The 24,556-nt window shown below is 73.6% G+C and carries 16 protein-coding genes; 8 read left to right on the top strand and 8 right to left on the bottom strand.

What is annotated here, in order from left to right; translation table 11 throughout:
* Positions 1 to 10: 10 nt before the first annotated feature.
* Positions 11 to 2,707: a GNAT family N-acetyltransferase gene (locus ACP7CD_RS04330; protein WP_426119111.1), complete on the bottom strand. Its 2,697-nt coding sequence runs from the start codon at positions 2,705 to 2,707 to the stop codon at positions 11 to 13.
* Positions 2,708 to 2,834: 127 nt separating this feature from the next.
* Between ACP7CD_RS04330 and ACP7CD_RS04325 the strand changes: the two genes are divergently transcribed.
* On the top strand, positions 2,835 to 5,336 hold the full coding sequence (locus ACP7CD_RS04325; protein WP_017834167.1) for a DNA gyrase/topoisomerase IV subunit A: 2,502 nt from the start codon (positions 2,835 to 2,837) through the stop codon (positions 5,334 to 5,336).
* A 3-nt stretch (positions 5,337 to 5,339) separates the two neighbouring features.
* Here ACP7CD_RS04325 and ACP7CD_RS04320 read toward each other — a convergent pair whose 3' ends face one another.
* Together ACP7CD_RS04320 and ACP7CD_RS04315 are read right to left on the bottom strand one after the other, a co-directional pair.
* Complete coding sequence (locus ACP7CD_RS04320; protein ID WP_426119108.1) at positions 5,340 to 6,392, bottom strand: malate dehydrogenase; 1,053 nt, start codon at positions 6,390 to 6,392, stop codon at positions 5,340 to 5,342.
* A gap of 94 nt (positions 6,393 to 6,486) precedes the next feature.
* Positions 6,487 to 8,595 carry a DNA gyrase/topoisomerase IV subunit B gene (locus tag ACP7CD_RS04315; protein WP_426119106.1) on the bottom strand — a complete coding sequence of 703 codons (2,109 nt, stop codon included), beginning with the start codon at positions 8,593 to 8,595 and terminating at the stop codon, positions 6,487 to 6,489.
* 266 nt (positions 8,596 to 8,861) lie between these two features.
* On the opposite strand from ACP7CD_RS04315, the gene ACP7CD_RS04310 reads away from it, so the two are divergent.
* Entirely contained in the window at positions 8,862 to 9,062 is a 201-nt protein-coding gene (locus ACP7CD_RS04310) for a DUF7455 domain-containing protein (RefSeq protein WP_017834164.1), read from the top strand.
* A 159-nt stretch (positions 9,063 to 9,221) separates the two neighbouring features.
* On the opposite strand, the gene ACP7CD_RS04305 is transcribed toward ACP7CD_RS04310, so the two are convergent.
* The 4 genes from ACP7CD_RS04305 to ACP7CD_RS04290 form a co-directional block, all read right to left on the bottom strand.
* Positions 9,222 to 10,718, bottom strand: a complete 1,497-nt coding sequence (locus tag ACP7CD_RS04305; protein ID WP_426119104.1) for an RNA polymerase sigma factor — start codon at positions 10,716 to 10,718, stop codon at positions 9,222 to 9,224.
* A 187-nt stretch (positions 10,719 to 10,905) separates the two neighbouring features.
* Positions 10,906 to 12,354, bottom strand: coding sequence for a DUF4192 family protein (locus ACP7CD_RS04300; RefSeq protein ID WP_426119102.1), 1,449 nt, complete (start codon positions 12,352 to 12,354; stop codon positions 10,906 to 10,908).
* A 120-nt stretch (positions 12,355 to 12,474) separates the two neighbouring features.
* Complete coding sequence (locus ACP7CD_RS04295; protein ID WP_017834160.1) at positions 12,475 to 13,770, bottom strand: MFS transporter; 1,296 nt, start codon at positions 13,768 to 13,770, stop codon at positions 12,475 to 12,477.
* Positions 13,771 to 13,863: 93 nt separating this feature from the next.
* Positions 13,864 to 14,781 (bottom strand): proteasome assembly chaperone family protein, encoded by a 918-nt coding sequence (locus tag ACP7CD_RS04290; protein ID WP_017834159.1) that lies wholly within the window; start codon positions 14,779 to 14,781, stop codon positions 13,864 to 13,866.
* Positions 14,782 to 15,010: 229 nt separating this feature from the next.
* Between ACP7CD_RS04290 and ACP7CD_RS04285 the strand changes: the two genes are divergently transcribed.
* From ACP7CD_RS04285 to ACP7CD_RS04270, 4 genes are all read left to right on the top strand, one after another.
* A complete protein-coding gene (locus tag ACP7CD_RS04285; protein ID WP_081994153.1) occupies positions 15,011 to 16,564 on the top strand; it encodes a leucyl aminopeptidase in 1,554 nt (517 codons plus the stop codon).
* A 143-nt stretch (positions 16,565 to 16,707) separates the two neighbouring features.
* Entirely contained in the window at positions 16,708 to 18,075 is a 1,368-nt protein-coding gene (gene lpdA / locus ACP7CD_RS04280; protein WP_426119099.1) for a dihydrolipoyl dehydrogenase, read from the top strand.
* Positions 18,076 to 18,184: 109 nt separating this feature from the next.
* Positions 18,185 to 20,485 carry a 2-oxoglutarate dehydrogenase, E2 component, dihydrolipoamide succinyltransferase gene (sucB, locus tag ACP7CD_RS04275; protein WP_368827948.1) on the top strand — a complete coding sequence of 767 codons (2,301 nt, stop codon included), beginning with the start codon at positions 18,185 to 18,187 and terminating at the stop codon, positions 20,483 to 20,485.
* 84 nt (positions 20,486 to 20,569) lie between these two features.
* Entirely contained in the window at positions 20,570 to 20,917 is a 348-nt protein-coding gene (locus tag ACP7CD_RS04270; RefSeq protein WP_017834155.1) for a hypothetical protein, read from the top strand.
* Between the two features lie 49 nt (positions 20,918 to 20,966).
* On the opposite strand, the gene ACP7CD_RS04265 is transcribed toward ACP7CD_RS04270, so the two are convergent.
* Positions 20,967 to 22,649: a hypothetical protein gene (locus ACP7CD_RS04265; protein WP_426119096.1), complete on the bottom strand. Its 1,683-nt coding sequence runs from the start codon at positions 22,647 to 22,649 to the stop codon at positions 20,967 to 20,969.
* A 95-nt stretch (positions 22,650 to 22,744) separates the two neighbouring features.
* Here ACP7CD_RS04265 and lipB point away from each other — a divergent pair, with 95 nt between their 5' ends.
* Both lipB and lipA read left to right on the top strand, forming a co-directional pair.
* The gene (lipB, locus tag ACP7CD_RS04260) at positions 22,745 to 23,446 is read left to right on the top strand and encodes a lipoyl(octanoyl) transferase LipB (RefSeq protein WP_035924040.1); all 702 of its coding nucleotides are present in this window, start codon (positions 22,745 to 22,747) and stop codon (positions 23,444 to 23,446) included.
* 70 nt (positions 23,447 to 23,516) lie between these two features.
* Positions 23,517 to 24,524, top strand: coding sequence for a lipoyl synthase (lipA, locus tag ACP7CD_RS04255; protein WP_017834152.1), 1,008 nt, complete (start codon positions 23,517 to 23,519; stop codon positions 24,522 to 24,524).
* Positions 24,525 to 24,556: the final 32 nt, after the last annotated feature.

Genomic DNA, 24,556 nt, shown 5'->3' with positions numbered 1-24,556 from the left:
CCGGGCCCGCCTAGCTGCGCATGGCCCGGCGCGCGCTGTCCGTCCGCTGCCGGGCGTTGCCGATGCCGACCGAGGCCCCCAGCACGGTCACGGAGCCGCTGGAGACGAGCACGGGGTTCAGCTCCACGCGGGCGATCTCGGGGTGCCGGTCCTTGAGCAGCGCCACCCGGGCGACGAGGTCCTCGAGCCGGTCGACGTCCGCGGCCGGGACCCCCTGGTGGCCGAAGAGCTTGCGCGAGGCCTTGGGCTCGCGGACCATCCGCCGCACGTCCTGGTCGGTGAGCGGCGGGACCCGGTGGGCCCAGTCCTCGAGGAGGTTCACCGCGTCCCCCGCCATCCCGAACGAGACCACGGGGCCGATCAGGGGGTCCTCGATGGCCCGGAGCACCACCGACTGGCCGGTGGGGGCCATGGCCTGCACCTCGAGGTCGAAGGTGCCGAAGGGGGCGAGCGCCCGGTGCATGGTCTCGATGGCCGCCCGCAGCTGCGCGTCGTCCTGGATGTTGAGCTGCACGCCGCCCAGGTCCAGGCGGTGCCGGAGGTTGGGGTCGGTGGTCTTGAGGGCCACGGGGTAGCCGAGCCGGTCGGCGGCGGCCAGGGCGTCCTCGGGATCGGTGAACCGCTCGCTGGGCAGCAGGCCCACCCCGTAGGTCTCCAGCAGCTCCCGCGCCTGGTCCCCGTCCAGCTCGAGCAGCTCGTCGCTGGTGACGCTGGGCAGGATCTTCTCCACGAAGGTCTCCGCCGCCTCCGCGTCGATGCCCTTCGGCTCGGCGAGGCTGCCCTGGTCCTGGGCGCGCCACCGGGTGTAGTCCACGACCTTGGCGAGCGCGCGCAGGGCCGCCCCCGGGGAGTCGAAGCAGGGCACGTCCAGTCCGTCCTCGGCGTGGTGCAGGGCGGAGACCGCTCCGGGCTCGGTGCTGCCCGTGAAGACAACCACCACGGTCTTGCCGTGCTCCCGCCCCACCCGGCCCACGAGCTCGGCCACGCGCTCCGGCGTGGCGCCCGGGATCGGCATCAGCGTGACCACGGCGGAGTCGACGGCCTCGGCGCCGAGGCAGCTGTCGACGGCCGCCCGCAGCGCCTCGAGGGCGTCCTCCCCGCCGTCCGCGGTCCGGACCCCCGCCTGGGTCACCGCGACGTCCAGCCCCAGCTGCATGCACCGGTCCTCCATGAGCTGGCCCAGGGCCAGCGCGTTGGAGACGAGGGCCGTGCGGGCGCCCGCGGGCAGGGGCTGGCCGGCGAGGATCCCAGCCACGTCCATGAGGTGCTCGCTCGTGTCCGCGCGGATCACGCCGGCCTGCCGGAACATCGCGTCCAGGGCCCCCGGCGGGGCCTGGGTGGTGCGCCCGGTGTGGCCGGGCGGCAGCCGGAGACCGGTGACCTCGCTCTTGGCCACGATCACGGGCTTGGTCAGGGACAGCCGGCGGGCGATCCGAGAGAACTTGCGCGGGTTGCCCACGGACTGCAGGTAGAGCCCGCACGCGCGGGTCGCGGCGTCGTCCTCCCAGTACTGCATCATGTCGTTGCCGGAGACGTCGGCCCGGTTGCCGGCGGAGAGGTACGTGGACACGCCCACGTCGTGGCGCAGCGCGGCCGCGTTGAGCATCATGCCGATGGCCCCGGACTGGCTGAACAGCCCCAGCGGGCCCTCCCGCGGCACGGTGGGCAGGATGGAGGCGTTGAAGCGGGACTCCGGGGCCGTGCTGTAGAGGCCCAGGCTCGCCGGGCCGACCACGCGCATCCCGTAGGAGCGAGCGCGGCGCACCAGCTCGGTCTGCCGGGCCCGGCCCGCCGCGCCGGCCTCGGCGTACCCGCCCGTGACCACCACGACGGCGCGCACGCCCGCCGCGCCGCACTGGTCCACGACGTCGGCCACCTGGTCGACGGGCACGGCGACCACGGCGAGGTCCACGGGCTCGGGGACCTCCCCGATCGAGGTGGCGTGGGTCATGCCCTCCCGCTCGAAGGGCGTGGGGCTCACCCCGCTGAGCCGGCCGGCGAACCCGGAGGCGACGAGGTGCTCGACCAGCGCGTGCCCGGCGTGGCCGGGGTCCCGCGACGCCCCGATCACGGCGATCGAGGACGGGGAGAGGAGGTCGGCCATGGAGAGGGCCTCGGCGCGGTGCTCCCGCGCGGCCATTACGGCCAGCGACTTCTCGGTCGGGTCGATGTCGAAGCCGACCACCACCACGCCGTCGTCGAACTTGCGGGTGAGCTCGTAGCCCGCCTCCGCGAACACGCGGAGCATCTTGCGGTTCTCGGGCAGGACCTCCGCGGAGAAGTGGTCGATCCCGTTCTCGCGCGCGGCCGCGGCGAGGTGCTCCAGCAGGATCGAGCCGATGCCCCGCCCCTGGTGGGCGTCCGAGATCATGAACGCGACCTCGGCGTCGTCGTGCCGGTCCGTGCGGTCGTAGCGGCCCACGCCGATGATCCGGTCCGCCAGCACCAGCACGAAGCAGACGCGGTCCCGGTGGTCCACGCGGGTGAACCGCTCCAGCTCCCGGGCGGAGAGGGTGGGCTTGTAGGAGAAGAAGCGCAGGTAGATGGAGTTCTCGGACTGCGACTGGTGGAAGGCCAGGAGCGCGTCCTTGTCCTCCGGGGAGATCGGGCGCAGCTGCGCCGTCGCGCCGTCGCGGAGGATGACGTCGGCCTCCCAGTACTCGGGGTACTGCCCGGCGTCGTCCGTGTCCGCGGTCTCTGGAACCATAGACTTCAGGCTAGTAGACAAACCTGCACCGTCAACGGTGCGTCCCGGTGCGTCCCCGCACGATCTCGAACGCCGAGCCGCCGGGCCCGCCCCGGACCGACCCACGACCGAAGGACCCCCCGCTGTGATGGCACGCCGCCGTGCGCCCTCCCGCCCGTCCGCCGAGGACGAGCTGCCCCCCGACTTCCGGGAGAACATCGTCGACATCGACGTGACCTCCGAGATGGAGACGAGCTTCCTCGAGTACTCGTACTCCGTCATCTACTCCCGCGCCCTGCCCGACGCCCGGGACGGGCTCAAGCCCGTGCAGCGGCGCATCCTGTTCATGATGAACCAGATGGGGCTGCGCCCGGACCGCGGCCACGTCAAGAGCGCCCGCGTCGTGGGCGAGGTGATGGGCAAGCTGCACCCGCACGGCGACTCCGCCATCTACGACGCGATGGTCCGGCTCGCCCAGTCCTTCGCGATGCGCCTGCCGCTCGTGGACGGGCACGGCAACTTCGGCTCCCTCGACGACGGCCCCGCCGCCTCCCGCTACACCGAGGCCCGGATGGCCCCGGCCGCCCTGGCGCTGACGGCCGACCTCGACGAGGACGTCGTCGACTTCGTGCCCAACTACGACAACCAGTTCACCCAGCCGGGCGTGCTGCCCGCGGCGTTCCCCAACCTGCTGGTCAACGGCTCCTCCGGCATCGCGGTGGGCATGGCCACGAACATGGCCCCGCACAACCTGCGCGAGGTCGTCGCGGGCGCCCGGCACCTCGTGGAGCACCCCGAGGCGACGCTCGAAGAGCTCATGCGCTTCGTCCCGGGCCCGGACCTGCCCTCGGGCGGGCGGATCGTGGGCCTCGACGGGATCCGGGACGCCTACCGGACCGGGCGCGGCTCCTTCAAGACCCGCGCGAAGGTCTCGGTCGAGCAGATCTCCCCCCGCAAGCAGGGCATCGTCGTCACCCAGCTGCCCTACATGGTGGGGCCCGAGAAGGTCACCGAGAAGATCAAGGAGGCGGCGCAGGCCAAGAAGCTCCAGGGCGTCTCCGACGTCGTGGACCTGACCGACCGCAAGAACGGCCTGCGGCTGGTCATCGAGGTCAAGAACGGCTTCAACCCGCAGGCCGTCCTCCAGCAGCTCTACAAGTACACGCCCATGGAGGACTCCTTCGGGATCAACAACGTTGCCCTCGTGGACGGACGGCCCCGCACCATGGGCCTCCTGGAGCTGCTGCGGGTCTACGTGGAGCACCGGCTGTCGGTGGTCCGGCGGCGCACCGGCTTCCGGCTGGCCAAGCGGCGCGACCGCCTGCACCTGGTCGAGGGCCTGCTCGTGGCGATCGTCGACATCGACGAGGTCATCCAGATCATCCGCTCCTCCGACGAGACCGCCGTGGCCCGGGAACGGCTCATGGCCGTGTACGACCTCAGCCGCGTGCAGGCCGACCACATCCTCGAGCTGCGGCTGCGGCAGCTGACCAAGTACTCGCGGATCGAGCTCGAGAAGGAGCAGGAGGAGCTGCGCCGGGAGATCGCCGAGCTCGAGGAGACCCTCGCCTCGGACTCGCGGCTGCGGGCCCTGGTCTCCGCGGAGCTCGCGGAGGTCGCGGAGGTCCACGGCGACGACCGGCGCACCGAGCTGCTGGAGTCGGAGGCCCTGCCGGCGCCCGTCGCCGCGGCGGCGGCCCCCGCACCGGGGCGGACGGCGGCGGGCGGGCTCGCGCTCGAGATCGCCGACGACCCCTGCTGGGTCTTCCTGTCCACCTCGGGCCAGCTCGCCCGCACGCCCTCCCAGGTCCCGCTGGTGGACCCGCCCCGGCGGATCAAGCACGACGCCCTGGTCTCCGCGGTGCGCGCCACCGCCCGCGGGGAGATCGGGGCGGTCACGTCCACCGGGCGCATGCTGCGCGTCCAGGTGATGGACGTGCCCGTGCTGACCGCCTTCGAGGGCACCCCGAAGCTGGGCGACGGCGTCCCGGTCAAGGACTTCCTCACCCTCGGCCGCGGGGAGCGGCTCGTGGGGCTCGCGCCGCTCAACGCGGTGCTGGCCCTGGGCACCCGCAACGGCGTGGTCAAGCGGGTCAGCCCCGAGTATCCGCTCAACCGCGAGGACTGGGAGGTCATCACGCTCAAGGACGACGACGAGGTGGTCGGCCTCGCCGAGTCCGCCGCCGCGGAGGACGAGCTGGTGTTCGTGACCCGGGACGGGAAGCTGCTGCACTTCGAGGCCGGTGCGGTGCGCCCCCAGGGCCGGACCGCGGGCGGCGTCGCCGGGGTCAAGCTGGTCGCGGGGGACGCCGTGGTCTTCTTCGGGGCGGTCCGCGCCGCGGACGAGACGCCCGTGGTCGTGACCCTCGCCCGCGCCGACGAGGTGCTGCCCGGCATGTCGCAGTACTCGGTGAAGGTCACCCCGTTCTCGGAGTACCCGCCCAAGGGCCGGGCCACCGGAGGGGTGCGCGCGCACCGGTTCCTCAAGGGCGAGACGGGACTGGCCCTGGCCTGGGTGGGGCACGGACCGGCCAAGGCGGTCGCGGCCTCGGGCGTGGCCCGGGCCCTGCCCACCGAGCACGGGCGCCGGGACGGCTCGGGCGTGCCCACCGACCAGGTGATCGACGCGGTGGGCCCGGCCTACGGCTGAGGCTCAGCGGCGGGGCCCGAGCAGCCCCATCTGCTCCACCGCCGCCCGCTCCTCCTCGAGCTCCCGGACGGAGCGGTCGATGCGGGCGCGGGAAAACTCGTCCAGCTCGAGGTCCGGGACGACCGCGGCCCGGCCGTCCCGGCAGACGACCGGGAACGAGCTGACGAGTCCCTCCGGCACGCCGTAGGAGCCGTCGGAGGCGACCGCCATGGACGTCCACGTGCCCTCGGGGGTGCCCAGGACCCAGTCGCGGACGTGGCACAGGGCCGCGTGGGCCGCCGAGGCCACCGAGGAGCCGCCGCGCACGTCGATGATCTCCGCGCCGCGGCGCGCCACCCGGGGGATGAAGGTGTCGTCCACCCAGGCGAGGTCGTGGCCTCCCCCGGCCAGCACCTCGAGCGCCGGCCGGCCCCCGACCGTGGCGTGGGTCAGGTCGGGGTACTGGCTCGCCGAGTGGTTGCCCCACACGGCCACGCCGTCGATCTCGTCGACGCGGGCCCCGGTGGTCGCGGCGAGCTGGGCCAGCGCGCGGTGGTGGTCGAGCCGGGTGAGGGCGGTGAAGCGCTCGCGCGGGACGTCCGGGGCGTGCGAGGCGGCGATGTAGGCGTTGGTGTTGGCGGGGTTGCCGACCACCACGGCCCGGAAGTCCTCGGCGGCGCCGCGGTTGACGGCCCGCCCCTGGACCGAGAAGATCCCGGCGTTGGCCTCGAGCAGGTCGGCCCGCTCCATGCCCTGGGACCGGGGGCGGGCCCCGATGAGCAGCCCCACCGAGGCGCCGTCGAACGCGGCGTCCGCGTCCTCGAAGACCTCCACGCCGTCGAGCAGCGGGAACGCCCCGTCCTGCAGCTCCAGGGCGGTGCCCTCCGCGGCCCGCCGCGCCTGCGGGAGCTCGAGCAGGTGCAGGCGGACGGGGGTGCCGGGGCCGAGGAGGTCGCCCGCCGCGGCCCGGAAGACGGTGGCGTAGCCGATCTGGCCCGCGGCACCGGTCACGGTGACGGTGACCGGCCGGGGCCGGCCGGGTGCGGGGGACGGGGTGTGCGGGCCGGTGGCGGTCATGCGGGGTCCTTCCTCGGGGACGGTCGCTCGTCCCTGCCCAGCGTAGCGGCCGCACCAGGGCACCGGCCCTCGGTGCGCCCGCCGTCCCGCGCGCTCAGGCGTCGATGCGCTCCTGGTCCAGGTGCGTGGCGCCCTCGATGATGAAGTCCTTGCGCGGGGCCACCTCGGAGCCCATGAGCAGGGAGAAGGCGTGCTCGGCGGCCTCGGCGTCCTCCACCCGGATCCGGCGCAGCATCCGGTGCCGGACGTCCATGGTCGTCTCCGCGAGCTGGTCCGCGTCCATCTCGCCCAGGCCCTTGTAGCGCTGGATGGGCTCCTTGTACCGCCGCCCCTCCGCCTCGAGCCGGGCGAGCAGGTCCGTGAGCTCGCGCTCGGAGTACGTGTAGACCATCTCGTTGGCCTTGCCGCCGGCGTTGACGATCTCCACCCGGTGCAGCGGGGGCACCGCCGCGTAGACCCGCCCGGCCTCCACGAGCGGGCGCATGTAGCGGTAGAACAGCGTGAGCAGCAGGGTGCGGATGTGCGCGCCGTCGACGTCGGCGTCCGTCATCATGATGACCTTGCCGTAGCGGGCGGCGGTGAGGTCGAAGGTGCGCCCCGAGCCGGCGCCGATGACCTGGATGAGCGCGGCGCACTCCGTGTTGGCGAGCATGTCCGTGATGGACGCCTTCTGCACGTTGAGGATCTTGCCGCGGATCGGCAGCAGCGCCTGGTAGTTGGAGGACCGGGCCAGCCGCGCCGTGCCGAGCGCGGAGTCGCCCTCCACGATGAACAGCTCGGAGCGCTCCACGTCGTTCGAGCGGCACTCGACGAGCTTGGCCGGCATCGAGGAGGTCTCCAGGGCGTTCTTGCGCCGCTGGGTCTCCTTGTGCACCCGCGCGGAGATGCGGGACTTCATCTCCGCCACGACCTTCTCGAGCAGCTGCCCGGCCTGCTGCTTGTCGTGACGGCCGGTGGCCGTGAGCTTGGCGGTCAGCTCCTTCTCGATCACCCGGCTCACGATCTGGCGCACGGCCGGGGTGCCCAGGACCTCCTTGGTCTGGCCCTCGAACTGCGGCTCGGCCAGCCGCACCGTGAGGACGGCCGTGAGCCCGGCCAGGACGTCGTCCTTCTCGATCCTGTCGCTGCCGGCCTTGAGCTTGCGGGCGTTGGCCTCGATCTGCTTCCGGAACGTCTTCAGCAGGGCCGCCTCGAAGCCGGCCTGGTGGGTGCCGCCCTTGGGGGTCGCGATGATGTTCACGAACGAGCGCAGGGACGTGTCGTAGCCGATGCCCCAGCGCAGGGCGACGTCGACCTCGCACGTGCGGTCCAGCTCCGTGAGCTTGGAGCGGCCGTTCTCGTCCAGGACCGGGACGTTCTCCTTGAACCGGCCCTCGCCCTGGAACCGCCACACGTCGGTGACCGAGCTGTCGGCGGCGAGGTACTCCACGAACTCGGAGATCCCGCCGTCGTGCTGGAACACCTCCTCGTGGGTCCCGAACTCCCCCGGTGTGCCGGGCAGGCCCCGCTGGTCGCGCACGGTGATGCGCAGCCCGGGGATCAGGAACGAGGTCTGGCGGGCCCGCTTGGCGAGCTCCTCGTAGCTGAACCGGGCGTCCGCCGTGAAGATCTGCTCGTCCGCCCAGTACCGGATCCGGGTGCCGGTGACGCCCCGCTTGGCCTTGCCGACGACGTCGAGCACCGACCCCTCCACGAACGGCTCGAACCGGGCGTGCGGGGAGGGCCGGCCCTGGTCCACGAAGCGGCCGGGCTCACCGTGCCGGAAGGACATCTGGTAGGTCTTCCCGCCGCGGTCCACCTGGACGTCCAGGCGGGCGGAGAGCGCGTTGACCACCGAGGCGCCCACGCCGTGCAGGCCGCCGGAGGCGCTGTAGGAGCCGCCGCCGAACTTCCCGCCCGCGTGCAGCTTGGTGAAGACGACCTCCACGCCGGTCAGCCCGGTGCGCGGCTCGAGGTCGATGGGGATGCCGCGGCCGTCGTCGTGGACCTCCACGGCGCCGTCGGCGTGCAGGACCACCGTGATCTGGTGGCCGAAGCCGGCGAGGGCCTCGTCCACGGAGTTGTCGATGATCTCCCACATGCAGTGCATCAGCCCGCGGGAGTCGGTGGAGCCGATGTACATGCCCGGCCGCTTCCGGACGGCCTCGAGGCCCTCGAGGACGGAGAGGTGGCGGGCGTTGTACTCGGAACGGGACGGTGTCACGGGGATACGACTCCTGGGGGACGGCGGGATTCCCCACCACTGTAGTCCCGGCGGCGGACACCGCAGGCCCGGGCGCGGGTCACGCGGACGCGACCCCGGCCGGCACCGTGACCTACGCCCGGGGCGAAAAACGGCCTCCGCCGGAATCGATTGTCCGAGGGTCGTGGTTGTATAGAGCAGTACCCCGACGCGTCCACGAGACCCCGGGTACCCGCACCGGCGGCCCCGTGCCCCGTGCAACGAGTACGACCCAGGAGGAGGATCCCGTGAACGCAACATTGGAGAGCCGAGAGCTCAATGCGACCGACCGCTGCGACGCGTGCGGCGCCCAGGCCTACGTCCGAGTGATCCTCGAGTCGACGGGCGGTGAGCTGCTGTTCTGCGCTCACCACGCGCGCAAGAACGAGCAGAAGCTGCGGCCGCTGGCCGCCACCTGGCAGGACGAGACCGAGCGCATCGGTTCCTGACCGGGCGACCGCCCAGGGCGGTCGACGCAGGAGGGCCCCGACACCTGGTGTCGGGGCCCTCCTGCGTGTCCGGTCCTCGCCCCGGTCACCGGAGCGGTGCGCGGGTCCCGGACGTGGTCGCCCCGCGCCCGGAGGATCTCCGGGCGCGGGGACGGCCTGTCAGTCGAGGTAGTCGCGCAGCACCTGCGAGCGGGACGGGTGGCGCAGCTTGGACATCGTCTTGGACTCTATCTGCCGGATGCGCTCACGCGTCACGCCGTAGACCTTGCCGATCTCGTCGAGCGTCTTGGGCTGGCCGTCGGTCAGGCCGAAGCGCATCGCCACGACCCCCGCCTCCCGCTCGGAGAGGGTGTCCAGGACCGAGTGCAGCTGCTCCTGCAGGAGCGTGAAGCTCACGGCGTCCGCGGGGACCACGGCCTCCGAGTCCTCGATGAGGTCGCCGAACTCCGAGTCGCCGTCCTCCCCCAGCGGGGTGTGCAGCGAGATCGGCTCACGGCCGTACTTCTGCACCTCGACGACCTTCTCGGGCGTCATGTCGAGCTCGTTCGCCAGCTCCTCCGGGGTGGGCTCCCGGCCGAGGTCCTGCAGCATCTGGCGCTGGACGCGGGCGAGCTTGTTGATGACCTCGACCATGTGCACCGGGATGCGGATGGTGCGGGCCTGGTCGGCCATGGCGCGGGTGATGGCCTGGCGGATCCACCACGTGGCGTAGGTGGAAAACTTGAAGCCCTTGGTGTAGTCGAACTTCTCGACCGCACGGATCAGGCCGAGGTTGCCCTCCTGGATGAGGTCCAGGAACAGCATGCCGCGACCGGTGTAGCGCTTCGCGAGCGAGACGACCAGGCGCAGGTTGGCCTCGAGCAGGTGGTTCTTGGCGCGCTTGCCGTCGTGGATGACCCAGCGCAGCTCCTTGCGGGTCTGCGGGTCGAGGCTGTCCTTCCCGTCCGCGAGCTTGTGCTCCGCGTACAGGCCGGCCTCGATCCGCAGCGCCAGGTCCACCTCCTGCTCGGCGTTCAGCAGCGCGACCTTGCCGATCTGCTTGAGGTAGTCCTTGACCGGGTCGGCGGTGGCGCCGGCGGAGACGACCTGCTGGGCCGGGGCGTCGTCGTCGTCGTTGTTGGTGATGACGAAGCCGGAGGTCTTCTCGTCCTTGGGCGCGGGGACGGCGGGCGCGTCCTCGGGCGCGGCCTCCTCCTCCGCGTCGGCGTCCTCGTCCACGTCGGGCTCGATCACCCCGGCCTCGTCGGTCAGGGCGGTCTCGATGTCGGCGTCGTCGGTGACGACGACGTCCTCCTCGGACTCCCCGGCGACGGCCAGGGCGTCCTTGTCCGCCGGGGCCGCAGCCTTCTTGCGGCCCGCGGCCTTCGGTGCGGCCGGGGGCTTGCTCGCGGCGGTCCTGGTCGCGGTCGACCGGCCGGCCGTGGACTTCGTCGAGGCGGCCGCGGTGGCGCTCTTGGGAGCGGTGGACTTCGCGGCGGTGGACTTCGCCGCCGTGGTCTTCTTCGCGGCCACGGTCTTCTTGGTCGCGGTCGACTTCGCAGCGGCGGTCTTCGCCCGCGGCGACGTGCCCGTGGTGCCGGACGGCGACCGAGCGTCCCCGGTGCCCGGGGTCTCGGCTGCGGTGTCCGTCGTCTTGTTGCTGGCGGCAGGTGACACTGAGAGCCTTTCGTTGAGCGGTCACGGCGTCCGCCCTCGGGGCAACACGCCTATGACCCTGTCAAGTCCGTGCGCCGGGCAGTGTCCGGCGCGGCGGGCTTGAAGGGTCCTGACAGCCGGAACCACCCGTGGGCGGGATTTGTTCCCGCTCGACCGGACGGACCCGAAAAAGCTCGGCGCGCGGGGTTCAGGAGTGCCAGGCGGTGGCACGGTCCCGGGCCCAGAGCGGCACGGGCCGGGCGTCGGCGAGGCGCAGCACGCGCAGCGCGGGCGGGTGCCCGGGGAGCAGCGCCGTGGCCCGGCGCACGAAGTGCGCCGTGTGGGATCCGCGCGCCCGGAACCGGTTGAGCTGGGCGAGCTCGACCAGCACGCCCGCGAGCACGGCCCGGCCCCGCGCCTCGTCGTCCGTCCGCGCCGCGTCGCCCGTCCCCGCGGAGTCCTCGGCCGCGCCGCCCGCCGCCCCCGGACCGGGCTCCGGTCCGGGCCCCGGCCCCAGCCCCGTGGGCTCCAGGAGCCAGCCGAGCACCTGGAGCACCCGGTAGAGGGTGTCGAGCAGCAACCAGTGCGGGGTCTCCGCCCACTCGCCGGAGAGCACGCGGGAGAGCCGGACCAGCTCCCCCGCGTCCGGCACGAGCACCCGGGCGGCGGCCGGACCGGACGTGGTCCCGCCGCGACCGGCCGCCGGTCGGCGGGGCACCGGCGGGACGCCCGGAGGGAGGGGCGCCCGGGTCGGTCCGATCGGAACGCCCGGGGCGTCGGGTCCGTCCAGCCGGTCGTCCACGTCGTCGCACAGCTCGGCCCACATCGCGGCGGCCGCGAGGACGCCGTCGAGGTCGTCCGTGGCGCAGGCGGCCAGGAGCAGGTCGGCGAGCACGGGGTCGGCCAGGCTCGCGGCCAGGAAGCCGAGCAGGTCGTCGTCGTGGTCCAGCACCGCGGGCACCGCATCCCCCGGCGCGCCCCGGACCGTGGCGAGCACGTCGGTCCAGACGGACAGTGCGGGCCCGAGACGGTCGAGGTGGTGCCACGCGTCCGCACCGGCCCGTGCCCAGCGGACCGCGGCCTGCCCGGCGGCACGGGCGGTGCCGGCAGGCAGCGCCCCGTACTCCTGGTCCATGGCGAGCCGCGGGGCGGCCGCGTAGGAGCTGCCCGAGGCCACGAGCGCGGCGTTGACGGCGCTGTCCTCGATGGCCGCGACGTCCTGGACGTAGGCCGGGTCCTCGGCCGGCCACCAGCGGTCGCCGGCCACGATCCAGCGCGCCGCCACCGCCCGCCCCGCGCGCCGGGCGGCCTCGTCCACGACGGCGAGCACACCGTCCACCGCGGCGGGTGGCGCCGCGGCCCCGGACGGGTCCCCGGGCGGCGGCGACGTGTACACGATGACGAAGACCCGGTCGCTCAGGGTGTCGTGGGCGACGAGGTCGGCGAGCTCGGCGACGAAGGCCTCCCCGAGGCGTTCGTCGGACGGGCCGGCCGGGAGGTCGACGCGCACGCACGCCCCTGCCGTCCCGCCGCCGGCGGCGAACAGGACGAGGGAGTCGGCGGGCCAGTAGCCGAGCGTGTGCGGCACGACGGCGAGCAGATCGGCCGCGCACCGGACGACGGGGACGAAGGGGTCTCGGATGGGGTGCTGTCTCATGTGCCCAGCCTGGGCACCGGCCGGTACAGGGGCACGCGCCGGGGCGCGGTCTGTGGACGGCCGGCGGGTCGGGGGCCCGGCGCCCGGCGCGGTGCAGTGCCGACGGGACCGGCCGGCCGGTCAGGCGGCGTCGTGCCCGTGCTGCCGGCGCACCCGCCGGACGGTGGCCAGCACGCCCGCGGCGCCCGCCGCAGCGACCAGGAACTGCGCCGCGATCGCGACCCGGAACGCGTCGGGAGCGTACAGCTCGTCGCGGAAGCCCGCGGCGTGGAGCACGTCGAGCACGAAGCCGGTGACGAAGATGGCCAGCACCGAGGCCGTGAAGCCACCGACGTTGACGATGCCCGTGGCGGTGCCCGAGCGGCGGGCCGGGTTGAAGCTGCGGGTGATGTCGAAGGCGATCATGGAGGCCGGCATGCTGATCGCGATGACGCACACGGCGGCCAGCACCACCGGGACGGGGGCCGTCCCGGGCCAGACCAGCAGGACCGTCCACGCCGCGAAGATCACGGCGGTCACCCCCAGCGACAGCCGCACCCGGCGGTGCGGGTGGCGGGCGGAGAGCCCGCCGAGGCCGAGGGCCACGGCCAGGTTGGTCACCACGAAGGAGGTCATCACCAGGGAGATCGTGGTGTCCGACAGGTCCTGGGCGTACTCGAGATAGGGGTAGCCCCACATCAGCACGAACGTGTTGCCCGCGAACTGGGTGGTGAAGTGCACCCAGAAGCCGAGCCGGGTGCCGGGCTCGGCCACGCTCTCCCGGAGCACCCGGCCGGTCCGCCGCAGGCCCAGCGCCGGGTTCAGGACCTCCACCCCGGGGGGCGCGTTGCGCAGCAGGGTCGCGGCGAGCACGGCGGCGAGCAGCGCGAGGGAGGCCAGCGCCGCGAAGGACGGGAACCACCCGGTGAGCTCGAGCAGCCACGCGAACGGGATGACGGACACCAGCTGGCCGAGGTTGCCGACCACGCCCAGGAACTGGGTCAGCGGCGGCACGCGCAGCGCGGAGAACCAGGCGGGGATCAGGCGCATCACGCACACGAAGGTGGTCGCGTCGCCCGCGCCCACGAGCACGCGGGCGGCCACGCCCTCGCCGACCGTGTCGGCCAGGGCCAGCTGGACCTGCCCGGCCGTCATGAGCAGCGCCCCGGCGGCGACCATGACGCGGGAGCCGAAGCGGTCCACGAGCACGCCGACGGGGATCTGCAGCGCCGCGTAGACGAGGACCTGCATGAGCGAGAACATCGACAGCGCGGAGGCCGCGGTGCCGAAGCGCTCGGCCGCGTCGACCGACGCCACGCCGAAGCTGGTGCGCTGCGCCACGGCGCTGAAGTAGGCGAAGGTGCCGATCGCGAAGACCAGGTAGGCGCGGCGGGAGTCCTTGCCGGGCTCGTGGGCCCGGTACCGGTCGGACGGCATGCACTTCGCTCTCGGGGGGACGGGACCGGGCCGGGACCCGGGACGGCGGGGCCGCCCCGGACGGCGCCGGACCGCCCCGCGCGCCGGCCGGGCTCAGTCCTGGTCGTCCTCCTGGGCGGCGAGGAAGGCCTCGGCCGCGGCGCCGATCTCGTCGGCGTCGGGGAGCTCGGACTCGTCCCCCACCAGCAGGGAGCGCGGGACCGAGGCGTCGACGACGTCATCGTAGCGCTGTTCCAGTCCTGCCACGACCGCCTGCACCTCGGGCGAGGCGCCGACCTGCTGGTCGATCTGGCGCTCGATCTCGCGGGCCGCCTCGCGCAGCTCGTCCGAGGGCAGGGTCAGCGAGGTCACGGCGCTGATGTGCTCGAGGGCGGCCACGGCGGCGTGCGGCAGGTGCGCCTCGGCCAGGTACTGCGGGACGTGCACGGTGAAGCCGATGTTGTCGATCCCCGCCTCGCCCAGCCGGATCTCGAGGAGCTGCGCGGCCGACGAGCTCATCTCCACGACCGGCTTCCACGCGTGCTCGGCGGGGAGCAGGTCGGCCCGGTTGCCGTGCACCGAGACGATGAACGGACGGGTGTGCGGGACGGGCATGGGGATTCCCGAGACGATGGCCACGAGGGACACGTCCATCCGCCGGGCCAGGCCCACGACGGCCTCGGTGAACCGGTTCCACTGCAGATCCGGCTCGGGGCCCGTCAGCAGCGCGAAGCTGCGCCCCAGACCGTCCGTGACGAGCCGGAGGGACAGCTCGGGGGTCTGGAAGCCCTCGAAGTGGTCCTCCACGAAGCTCACGTGCGGGCGGCGGGCCCGGTAGTCGTAGAGCTGGTCCAGGTCGAAACGGGCCACGACCTCGTGCGGGAGGGCCTCGGTGATGGTGTGCTCGATCTGCACGGCCACGTGCCCCGCCTCCGCGTAGCCGGACAGGGCGACGATCAGCGGCAGTCCGCGAACCCGGGCGTCCTCGAGCAGAGCGGGGTTGCTCAGGTACAGCGAGGTGGGGTCCAGCACAGCTCTTCCTCCTGGGGTGGGTCGGTTCCGGGCGTCCGTGGGGAGACCGGTGGGAGCACGCCTGCGACGGCGGGCCCGGATCATGTCAACCGTCCGCGGGCACCGCGTTATTCCCCGCCGATCCCGCGGGGCCCGCCCCGTGCGTCCGGGCCCCGGCGGCGCGCCGGCCGAGGATAGGATCGACAGCACGCCTGCTGGGCCGGTCCAGACCTCAGCGAAAGGACGATCCATGCCCGACGTACAGGACCTGCTCGAACCCCGTGGCATCGAGCTCACCGCCACGCACAAGGCCCTGGGCCGGACGCCGGCCCACGCGCTCGTGCTCGGGGTGGCGAAGGGACAGGACGGCGACGGCTCGGGCCGTGTCCTGCTCCCCGCCGGTGAGCAGCGACGGCTCGCCCCCGTGGTGGAGGCAGCGGCGGCGCTGCGCGTGAAGGGTGCCGCCGACGAGGTGACCGTGGTGCCGGCCCCGTCCGGGCTGCCGTTCACCGTGGTGGTCCTCACCGGGGTCGGCGCCCTGCCCGCCGGGACCGCGGAGCGCGCCGAGGTGCTGCGCCGGGCCGTGGGCGCCGCCGTGCGGCGGCTCGCCGGCACCGACTCCGCGGTGCTCGCCCTGCCCGTGGACTCCGAGCAGGACGCCGCGGCGGTCGCCGAGGGCGCCGCCCTCGGCGCCTTCGCCTTCGCCCACCAGCGCGCGGCGACCGCCGGTTCCGTGCAGGACCCGCTGGCCTCCGCCGTCGTGCACGCCCCGGGCGTGGCGCGCGCCGCGCTGGGCCGGTGCCTCGACCGCGCCGCTGCCCTGGGCCGCGGCGTCCGCGCGGCCCGCACCCTCGTGGACCTCTCCCCCAACGTCATGTACCCGGAGGCCGTGGCGGACTACGCCCGCCGGGCCGCCAGGGGCACCAAGGTCTCCGTGACCGTGCTCGCCGAGAAGGAGCTCGCCAAGGGCGGCTACGGGGGGCTCCTGGGAGTGGGACAGGGCTCCGTGCACGGCCCGCGCCTCGTCAAGCTGGAGTACGCCCCGGCGCGGGCCGCGAAGCACTACGCCTACGTGGGCAAGGGCATCACCTTCGACTCGGGCGGCCTCTCCCTCAAGCCCCCGGCCTCGATGATGACCATGAAGTCGGACATGGCCGGCGCCGCCGCCGTGCTCGCGACCGTCCTCACCGCCGCCGAGCTGGGCCTGCCCGTGAAGGTCACGGGGTGGCTGTGCCTGGCCGAGAACCTGCCCTCGTCGACCGCCACCCGCCCCGGCGACGTCATCACCATCCGCGGCGGCCGCACCGTCGAGGTGCTCAACACCGACGCCGAGGGGCGCCTGGTGCTGGCCGACGGTCTCGTGGCCGCGTGCGAGGAGGCCCCGGACGCCGTCGTCGACATCGCCACGCTGACCGGCGCGCAGATGGTGGCCCTCGGCGCACGGACGTTCGGGATCATGGGCGACGAGACAGTGCGCGCCGCCGTGGCCGAGGCCGCCCGCGCCGCCGGCGAGGACGGCTGGCCCATGCCGCTGCCCGAGCACCTGCGCCCGTCCCTGGACTCCAAGGTCGCCGACCTCAAGAACATCGGGGACAAGAACGGCGGGATGCTCGTCGCCGGGATCTTCCTGCGCGAGTTCGTCGGCGGCGGTGACGGGGCACGGGTGCCCTGGGCGCACGTGGACATCGCCGGCCCCTCCTTCAACGAGGGATCGCCCTACGGCTACACCCCGGCGGAGGGTACCGGCGCGGGCGTGCGCACGCTCGTGCGGCTGCTCGAGGACGCGGCCGCCGACCGCGGCTGAGGTCCCGCGACACCCCTGCGCCGGAGGGAGCGCCCGCCTGGTCGCTCCCTCCGGCGTAGGGCTAAGGTATGTACGAAACGAACCCGTCACGGGACGGGTGCGACCCACCCGGAACGACGTCAACGCGCAAGGGAGCCAAACACGTGGCCGACAACGAATTCGACATCCTCGTCCTCGGCGGAGGGAGTGCCGGCTACGCCGCCGCGCTGCGGGCCGTCCAGCTCGGCTTCACCGTGGCGCTGGTGGAGAAGAACAAGCTCGGGGGCACGTGCCTCCACTGGGGGTGCATCCCGACCAAGGCGTACCTGCACTCCGCCGAGCTGGCCGAGGACGCCCGCGAGAGCTCCAAGTACGGCATCCACACCACGCTGGACTCCATCGACATGGCGGCCGTGCGGGAGTACAAGGACAAGATCGTCGCCGGCAAGTTCAAGGGCCTCACGGGTCTGATGAAGATGCGCAAGATCAAGGTCATCGAGGGAGTCGGCAAGCTCACGGGCGAGAACACCGTCGAGGTCGACGGCACCACCTACACCGGCAAGCACATCGTGCTGGCCTCCGGCTCGATCTCCAAGACCCTGGGCGTGGAGATCGGCGGACGGATCATGACCTCCACCGAGGCGCTGGAGATCGACTTCGTGCCCAAGAGCGCCATCGTCCTCGGCGGCGGCGTGATCGGCTGCGAGTTCGCCTCCATGTGGAAGTCCTTCGGCGTGGACGTCACCGTGATCGAGGGCCTCCCCCACCTGGTCGCCAACGAGGACCCCGCGCTCATCAAGATCCTCGAGCGGGAGTTCAAGAAGCGCGGCATCAAGTCCAGCCTCGGCACCTTCTTCGAGAAGGTCGAGCAGGACGACAACCGGGCGAAGGTCACCCTGGCCGACGGCAAGGTCTTCGAGGCCGACATCGTGCTGGTCGCCGTGGGCCGCGGCCCGAACACCGCCGACATGGGCTACGAGGAGCAGGGCATCCCCATGGACCGCGGCTTCGTCACCCCGAACGAGCGCCTGCACACCGGCGTCGGCAACATCTACGCGATCGGCGACATCGTCCCCGGGGTCCAGCTCGCCCACCGCGGCTACCAGCAGGGGCGGTTCGTGGCCGAGGAGATCGCCGGTCTGAACCCCGCCGTCGTCGACGACGTGAACATCCCCAAGGTGACCTTCACCGAGCCGGAGATCGCCTCGGTCGGCTACACCGAGCCGAAGGCGAAGGAGAAGTTCGGCGAGGACAACGTCGAGGTCGCCGAGTACAACCTCGCCGGCAACGGCAAGAGCTCGATCCTGGGCACCGGCGGCATCATCAAGCTGGTGCGCGAGAAGGACGGGCCGATCATCGGCTTCCACGCCATCGGCAAGCGCATCAGCGAGCAGATCGGCGAGGGCCAGCTCATCGTCAACTGGGAGGCCTACCCCGAGGACGTCGCCGCGTTCGTGCACGCGCACCCCACCCAGAACGAGGCCATCGGCGAGGCCGCCATGGCACTCGCGGGCACGCCGCTGCACGGCTGACCGCGTCGAGGCCCCGCCCCTCCCGGGCGGGGCCTCCCCCACTACCCCGGACCCGGGCCCGGCGCCCGGACCGCACCATCGAAGGCACCGAAAGAGAGACGGTCGGACCATGTCAGAAACCGTAAACCTGCCCGCACTGGGCGAATCCGTGACCGAGGGCACCGTGACCCGGTGGCTCAAGCAGGTCGGTGACGAGGTCGCCGTCGACGAGCCCCTGGTCGAGGTCTCCACCGACAAGGTCGACACCGAGATCCCCTCCCCCGTGGCGGGCGTGATCGAGGAGATCCTCGTCGAGGAGGACGAGGACGTCGAGGTCGGCGCGCCGCTGGTCGTCATCGGTGACGGCTCGGGCTCCGGCTCCGGCGGCGGGTCCGGCCAGGACGAGGCCGCCGCGGACACCTCCGCCCAGGAGGCCGAGGACGCCGCGACCGAGGCCGAGACCCCCGAGGCGACCGACGAGGCCGCCGAGCAGAAGTCCTCCGGCCAGGAGTCCTCCGGTCAGGAGCAGGCCCCGCAGGCCGAGGCCCAGCAGACGGGCGAGGGCAGCGAGATCACCCTGCCCGCCCTGGGCGAGTCCGTGACCGAGGGCACCGTGACCCGGTGGCTCAAGCAGGTCGGTGACGAGGTCGCCGTCGACGAGCCGCTGCTGGAGGTCTCCACCGACAAGGTCGACACCGAGGTCCCCTCCCCCGTGGCCGGGACCCTGCTGGAGATCCGGGTGCAGGAGGACGAGGACGCCGAGGTCGGCCAGGTCCTGGCGGTCATCGGCTCCGGCTCCGCCCCGTCCGGGGACAAGCCCGCCGAGAAGCCCGCCGCGGACACCTCCGCCCAGGAGGCCGAGGACGCCGCGACCGAGGCCGAGACCCCCGAGGCGACCGACGAGGCCGCCGAGCAGAAGTCCTCCGGCCAGGAGTCCTCCGGTCAGGAGCAGGCCCCGCAGGCCGAGGCCCAGCAGACGGGCGAGGGCAGCGAGATCACCCTGCCCGCCCTGGGCGAGTCCGTGACCGAGGGCACCGTGACCCGGTGGCTCAAGCAGGTCGGTGACGAGGTCGCCGTCGACGAGCCGCTGCTGGAGGTCTCCACCGACAAGGTCGACACCGAGGTCCCCTCCCCCGTGGCCGGGACCCTGCTGGAGATCCGGGTGCAGGAGGACGAGGACGCCGAGGTCGGCCAGGTCCTGGCGGTCATCGGCTCCGGCTCCGCCCCGTCCGGGGACAAGCCCGCCGAGAAGCCCGCCGCGGACACCTCCGCCGAGGAGAAGCCGGCGAAGCAGTCCTCCGCCGGCGGCGAGGGCTACGAGGGTTCCTCCTCCGGGAAGCAGGAGAAGGCGCCGTCCCGCGACGAGGCCCTGGTCGAGACCGACGAGCCCGTGCTGGCCGACACCTCCGGGGACGAGCAGCAGGACGCCGCCCAGCGCGACGGCGCCCGCACCGAGAACGCGGAGGCGCCGACGGGCGACAACTCGTCCTACGTGACCCCGCTGGTGCGCAAGCTCGCCAAGAAGGAGGGCGTGGACCTCTCCGCGCTCACCGGCACCGGTGTGGGCGGCCGCATCCGCAAGCAGGACGTGCTCGCCGCCGCCGAGCAGCAGAAGAGCGCGGCCGCACCGGCCGCCGAGGCCCCGGCCGAGACGGCCGCGGCCGCCCCGGCGAAGGAGGCCGCCCCGGCCGCGCCGAAGGCGGACGCCAAGCGCGGGACCACCGAGAAGGCCCCGCGGATCCGGATGACGATCGCCCAGCGCATGCGCGAGTCGCTGCAGGAGGCCGCTCAGCTGACCCAGGTGACCGAGGTCGACATGACCCGGGTGGCCGTGCTGCGCGGCCGGGCGAAGGCGAAGTTCCAGGAGCGGGAGGGCGCCAAGCTCACCTACCTGCCGTTCTTCGCCAAGGCCGTGGCGGAGGCCCTGCAGGCCCACCCGAAGCTCAACGCCACCTTCAAGGAGGCCGAGAAGGAGATCGTCTACAACGGCTCGGAGAACATCGCCATCGCGGTGGACACCCCGAAGGGCCTGCTGGTGCCGGTCATCAAGAACGCCGGCGACCTCAACCTCGGCGGCCTGGCCAAGCAGATCGCGGACCTCGGCTCCCGGGCCAAGGACGGCAACATCACGCCGGACGACCTCACCGGCGGCACCTTCACGATCACGAACCTCGGGTCGTTCGGGGCCCTGTTCGACACCCCGATCATCAACCAGCCGCAGGTCGCGATCCTCGGCACGGGATCGATCGTGAAGCGCCCCATGGTGGTCTCCGACGCCGACGGCAACGACACCATCGCCATCCGCCAGATGTGCTACCTGTCGCTGACCTACGACCACCGCCTGGTCGACGGCGCGGACGCCGGCCGCTTCCTCCAGGCGCTCAAGGCGCGCCTGGAGGAGGGCCGCTTCGAGTCCGAGGTCGGCCTCTGACCGGCCCCGTGCCGGTCCACGGCCCCCGCTGAGCACCTGCGGAGGGTCGGCGTCCGCCGGCGGCGCTCCGATAGGCTCGACGGCATGACCTTCCTGACCGGACTCCTCGTCTTCCTGCACCTCGTCGGCGCCGCGATCATCGTGGGCACCTGGATCTACACCATGAAGCGACCGACGGTGTCCCCCGGGCAGTTCCACGCCTCGCTGCTGAGCCTGGTGACCGGTCTTCTGCTCGTGGCGGTCTACGAGATGGGCGAGGCTGACGTCAACCACGCCAAGGTCGCCGTGAAGCTGCTGGTCGCCCTCGCCGTGGCGGTCGCCGCCTTCGTGGGCCAGCGGAGGACCAGGCGCGGGGAGACGGTCTCGACCGGTCTCGCCCACGCCGTGGGCGGGCTGGCGCTGATCAACATGGCGGTCGCCACCCTCTGGTGAGCCCCGCCCGCCACCGCACCATCGAGGACCGGACCCCCGGCGCTGCCCGTCAGCCCCGGGGGTCCTGCCGTGCCGGTTCCTGTCCGTCCGGCCCCTGCCCGTCCGGCCCCTGCCCGTCCGGCCCCCGTCCGTTCCGCAGCTGCCCGTCCGAGCCGGTTCCCGGCGGGGCCGTCGCCCCCGCCGCAGGTTCCACCTCGGCCAGCCGCCAGCCCTGCTCTCCGTGGACCAGCTCGACGAGGACCGTCTGCACCCATCCGTCCCCGGCCGGCACCACGGACGGGACCGTGCCCGGCCCGCCGCGGTGGCCGTCCACCCGCACCTCGGCCACCAGCACGACCCCGCCCGGCGGCGCGGACCCCGCCGGCCCGTCGCGGACGCTCTCGGCCTCGAGGACGAGGCCGGGAAAACCGCCGTCCGCCCGGGCGATGGTGTCCCGGTCCGCCGCCGCGGCCCGGGCGCCGGGGGCGTACACCTCGTCCAGCAGCCAGGCGTCACCGGTGCGCAGGGCCTCTCCCCGCCGCGCCACCAGCTCTCCCAGCGCCCGCCGGGGGTCCGCGTGCTCGACGGCGTCCTGCGGCGGGTCGACGACGGACCCCGGCGCCACCGGGCCCGACCGCGCCGCAGAGGGGAACCGCGCCGGGGGCGTCGTGGCCGCCGGCGCGTTCGCCGGATCGGCCGCCGGGTCCGGCGACGGGCCGGCCCCGCCCAGGGGGAGCAGGACCGCGCCCCCGGCGGCCAGCAGCAGCGCCGCCGCCCCGACGAGCACGGCCCGGCGGCCGCCGCCCGTCCGGACCGGCTCCGGACGGGCGGCGGCGACCCGCCGCCCGCCGGGGTCCGGCTCCTGGGCCCGCGCGAACCGGTCGGCCAGTTCCGCCGCCGTGGGCCGGGCCGAGGCGTCGGGGTCGAGGGCCGCCTCGACCGCCCGCACGAGGCCGGGCGGGGCGCCGGGGCACAGCAGGGACAGGGGCGCCCGCCGCGCCTCCCGGGCCGGGGCCCGCCCGGTGAGCGCAGCCCACCCGAGGGCCCCGAGAGCGCGGACGTCCTCCTCCGGGCTCCCCGCCGCGGTGCCCGCGCGCACCGCGGCGACGTGCCCCGCGCCGTCCGCGGCCGCCGTGCGCTCCCCTGTGCTCTCCGCCGGGCCCGCGGCCGGGCTCTCCGGAGGGGCCACGGTGCCGCGGAACAGGACCTGCCGGGCGGAGAGCTCCCCGTGGCACCGGCCGAGGGCGTGCAGGGCGGCCAGGCCGGTCGCGGCGTCCCGCAGCACCGCGGCGGCCTCGGCGGGCGCCAGCCGGCCGCGCTCGGCCAGCCGGTCGGCGAGGGAGCCGCCCCGCAGGAAGTCCTCGACCAGCCCGGCCGGTGCCGCCGCCGGGCCCAGCAGGCCGCGCACGGCCACGAGACAGGCCTCGTCCCGGCCCGCCAGGGCGACCGCGAGCGACCGGAGCGCGGCCCTCGACCGGTCGCGCTCCGGTCCTGGCTCCTCCGGGCAGGGCCGCAGGACGAAGTGCTCCCCCGACCGGGCCTCCCGCACCAGCCACGATCGGCCGCCCAGGCGGCGCACCGGCTCCAGGCCGTCCTCCGGCGGGAGCCGCGGAGGCGTGTCCTCGATCCGCGTGCCGGGGAGGGGGCCCGCCCCGTCGTCCCGGACGGCCGCGGCGAGCCGCGTCCGGGCGGAGACTGACGGGGCCCGGGAGGGCTCGTGGTGGCCGCCGTGCGCGGCGGGGCGCTGCTCCATGCCCCCAGCATGCCCGCCCGTCGCCCCGGGCCGTGGGCGCCGTCCACAGCCCCCGCCCGGCGCGCGTTGTCCCCGCCGCGCGATAGGCTGGGGACATGTCCATCTGCTTCGAACGGCTCGGCTTCGACCCGCACCTCGTCGACTACCGCTCGGCGCTCGAGCTGCAGAAGAACGTGCACCGGGAGGTCGTCGCGGGCGAGCGGGACAACACCGTGCTGCTGCTGGAGCACCCCCCGGTCTACACGGCCGGACGGCGCGCCGAGCCCCACGAGTACCCCACCGACGGGACCGAGGTCGTGGAGATCGGACGCGGGGGCAAGCTCACCTACCACGGCCCGGGGATGCTCGTGGGCTATCCCGTCGTCCGGCTGACCACGCCCATCGACGTCGTGCGCTTCGTGCGCCTGCTCGAGGAGATCATCATCGCCGTCGTCGCGGACCTCGGGGTGGAGGCCACCACCGTGGCGGGACGCTCCGGGGCCTGGGTGCTCGCGGACGAGCACGGGCCGGACCGCAAGATCGCCGCCATCGGCGTGCAGGTCTCCAAGCGGGCCACCATGCACGGCTTCGCCCTGAACTGCTCCAACGACCTGCGGCCGTTCGGCAGGATCATCCCCTGCGGCATCACCGACGCCTCCGTCACGAGCCTCTCGCAGGAGACGGGCCGGCTCGTGACCCCGGAGACGGTGGTCGCGCGCGTGGAGCAGGAAATATCCGCCCGCCGGGACGAGTTGTGCGAACAGTTCGTCCCGTCAGGGACCCCGGGTCCGCTGCCCTGGCCCACCGCCGTCAGCTGACCCGCGCCGCCCCCGGGACCGCCGGGACCGTGAGCGCACCACCGTCGACATCTCGACAAGGAGACCGACCATGACCGTTGCCCCCGAGGGCCGCCGCCTGCTGCGCGTCGAGGCGCGCAACGCCGAGACGCCGATCGAGAAGAAGCCGTCCTGGCTGAAGAACACCGCACGGATGGGCCCCGAGTTCCAGGAGCTGAAGTCGCTGGCCCGCGGCAAGGGCCTGCACACCGTGTGCGAGGAGGCGGGCTGTCCCAACATCTACGAGTGCTGGGAGGACCGGGAGGCCACGTTCCTGATCGGCGGATCCAAGTGCACCCGCCGCTGCGACTTCTGCGACATCGCCACCGGCAAGCCGGACCTGCTGGACGTCACCGAGCCCCGCAAGGTGGCCGAGTCCGTCAAGGAGCTGGGCCTGCGCTACGCGACCGTGACGGGTGTGGCCCGTGACGACCTCGACGACGGCGGCGCCTGGCTCTACGCGGAGACCATCCGCGCGATCCACACGCTGAACCCGAACACCGGTGTGGAGATCCTGATCCCCGACTTCCAGGGCAAGCCGGACCGGCTGCAGCAGGTCATCGACGCCGCGCCGGAGGTCTTCGCGCACAACGTCGAGACGGTCCCGCGCATCTTCCGCCAGATCCGGCCCGCGTTCACCTACGAGCGCTCCCTGGACGTCATCACCCAGGGCAAGGACGCCGGGATGATCACCAAGTCCAACCTCATCCTCGGCATGGGCGAGACGAACCAGGAGATCTACGAGGCGCTGTGCGACCTCAACGACGCCGGGTGCGACATCATCACGCTCACCCAGTACCTGCGCCCCTCCCCGCTGTTCCACCCGATCGACCGGTGGGTCAAGCCCGAGGAGTTCGTGGAGCTCTCCGAGATGGCCGAGGAGATCGGCTTCCTGGGCGTCATGGCCGGCCCCATGGTCCGCTCCTCCTACCGCGCCGGCCGGCTGTGGGCCCGCGCCATGGAGAAGTCGGGCCGGGCGATCCCGGAGCACCTGGCGCACATCGAGGACACCGGCAGCGCCTCCCAGGAGGCCTCCTCGCTCGTCCAGCGACTCCGCTGAGGTCCGGCGGGGCGCGGCCCCGCCCACCCGCT

Source organism: Kocuria sp. LHG3120 (genome assembly GCF_049897445.1).
In the GTDB taxonomy this organism is placed as follows: domain Bacteria; phylum Actinomycetota; class Actinomycetes; order Actinomycetales; family Micrococcaceae; genus Kocuria; species Kocuria rosea.
This window is presented reverse-complemented; position numbering and strand designations above follow the sequence as displayed.

Coding starts and splice junctions, on each gene's coding strand:
- ACP7CD_RS04325 (WP_017834167.1), top strand. CDS start 2,835: ATGGCACGCCGCCGTGCGCCCTCCCGCCCGTCCGCCGAGGACGAGCTG.
- ACP7CD_RS04320 (WP_426119108.1), bottom strand. CDS start 6,392: ATGACCGCCACCGGCCCGCACACCCCGTCCCCCGCACCCGGCCGGCCC.
- ACP7CD_RS04295 (WP_017834160.1), bottom strand. CDS start 13,770: ATGCCGTCCGACCGGTACCGGGCCCACGAGCCCGGCAAGGACTCCCGC.
- ACP7CD_RS04285 (WP_081994153.1), top strand. CDS start 15,011: ATGCCCGACGTACAGGACCTGCTCGAACCCCGTGGCATCGAGCTCACC.
- lipA (WP_017834152.1), top strand. CDS start 23,517: ATGACCGTTGCCCCCGAGGGCCGCCGCCTGCTGCGCGTCGAGGCGCGC.
- ACP7CD_RS04330 (WP_426119111.1), bottom strand. CDS start 2,707: ATGGTTCCAGAGACCGCGGACACGGACGACGCCGGGCAGTACCCCGAG.
- ACP7CD_RS04270 (WP_017834155.1), top strand. CDS start 20,570: ATGACCTTCCTGACCGGACTCCTCGTCTTCCTGCACCTCGTCGGCGCC.
- lipB (WP_035924040.1), top strand. CDS start 22,745: ATGTCCATCTGCTTCGAACGGCTCGGCTTCGACCCGCACCTCGTCGAC.
- ACP7CD_RS04300 (WP_426119102.1), bottom strand. CDS start 12,354: ATGAGACAGCACCCCATCCGAGACCCCTTCGTCCCCGTCGTCCGGTGC.
- sucB (WP_368827948.1), top strand. CDS start 18,185: ATGTCAGAAACCGTAAACCTGCCCGCACTGGGCGAATCCGTGACCGAG.
- ACP7CD_RS04265 (WP_426119096.1), bottom strand. CDS start 22,649: ATGGAGCAGCGCCCCGCCGCGCACGGCGGCCACCACGAGCCCTCCCGG.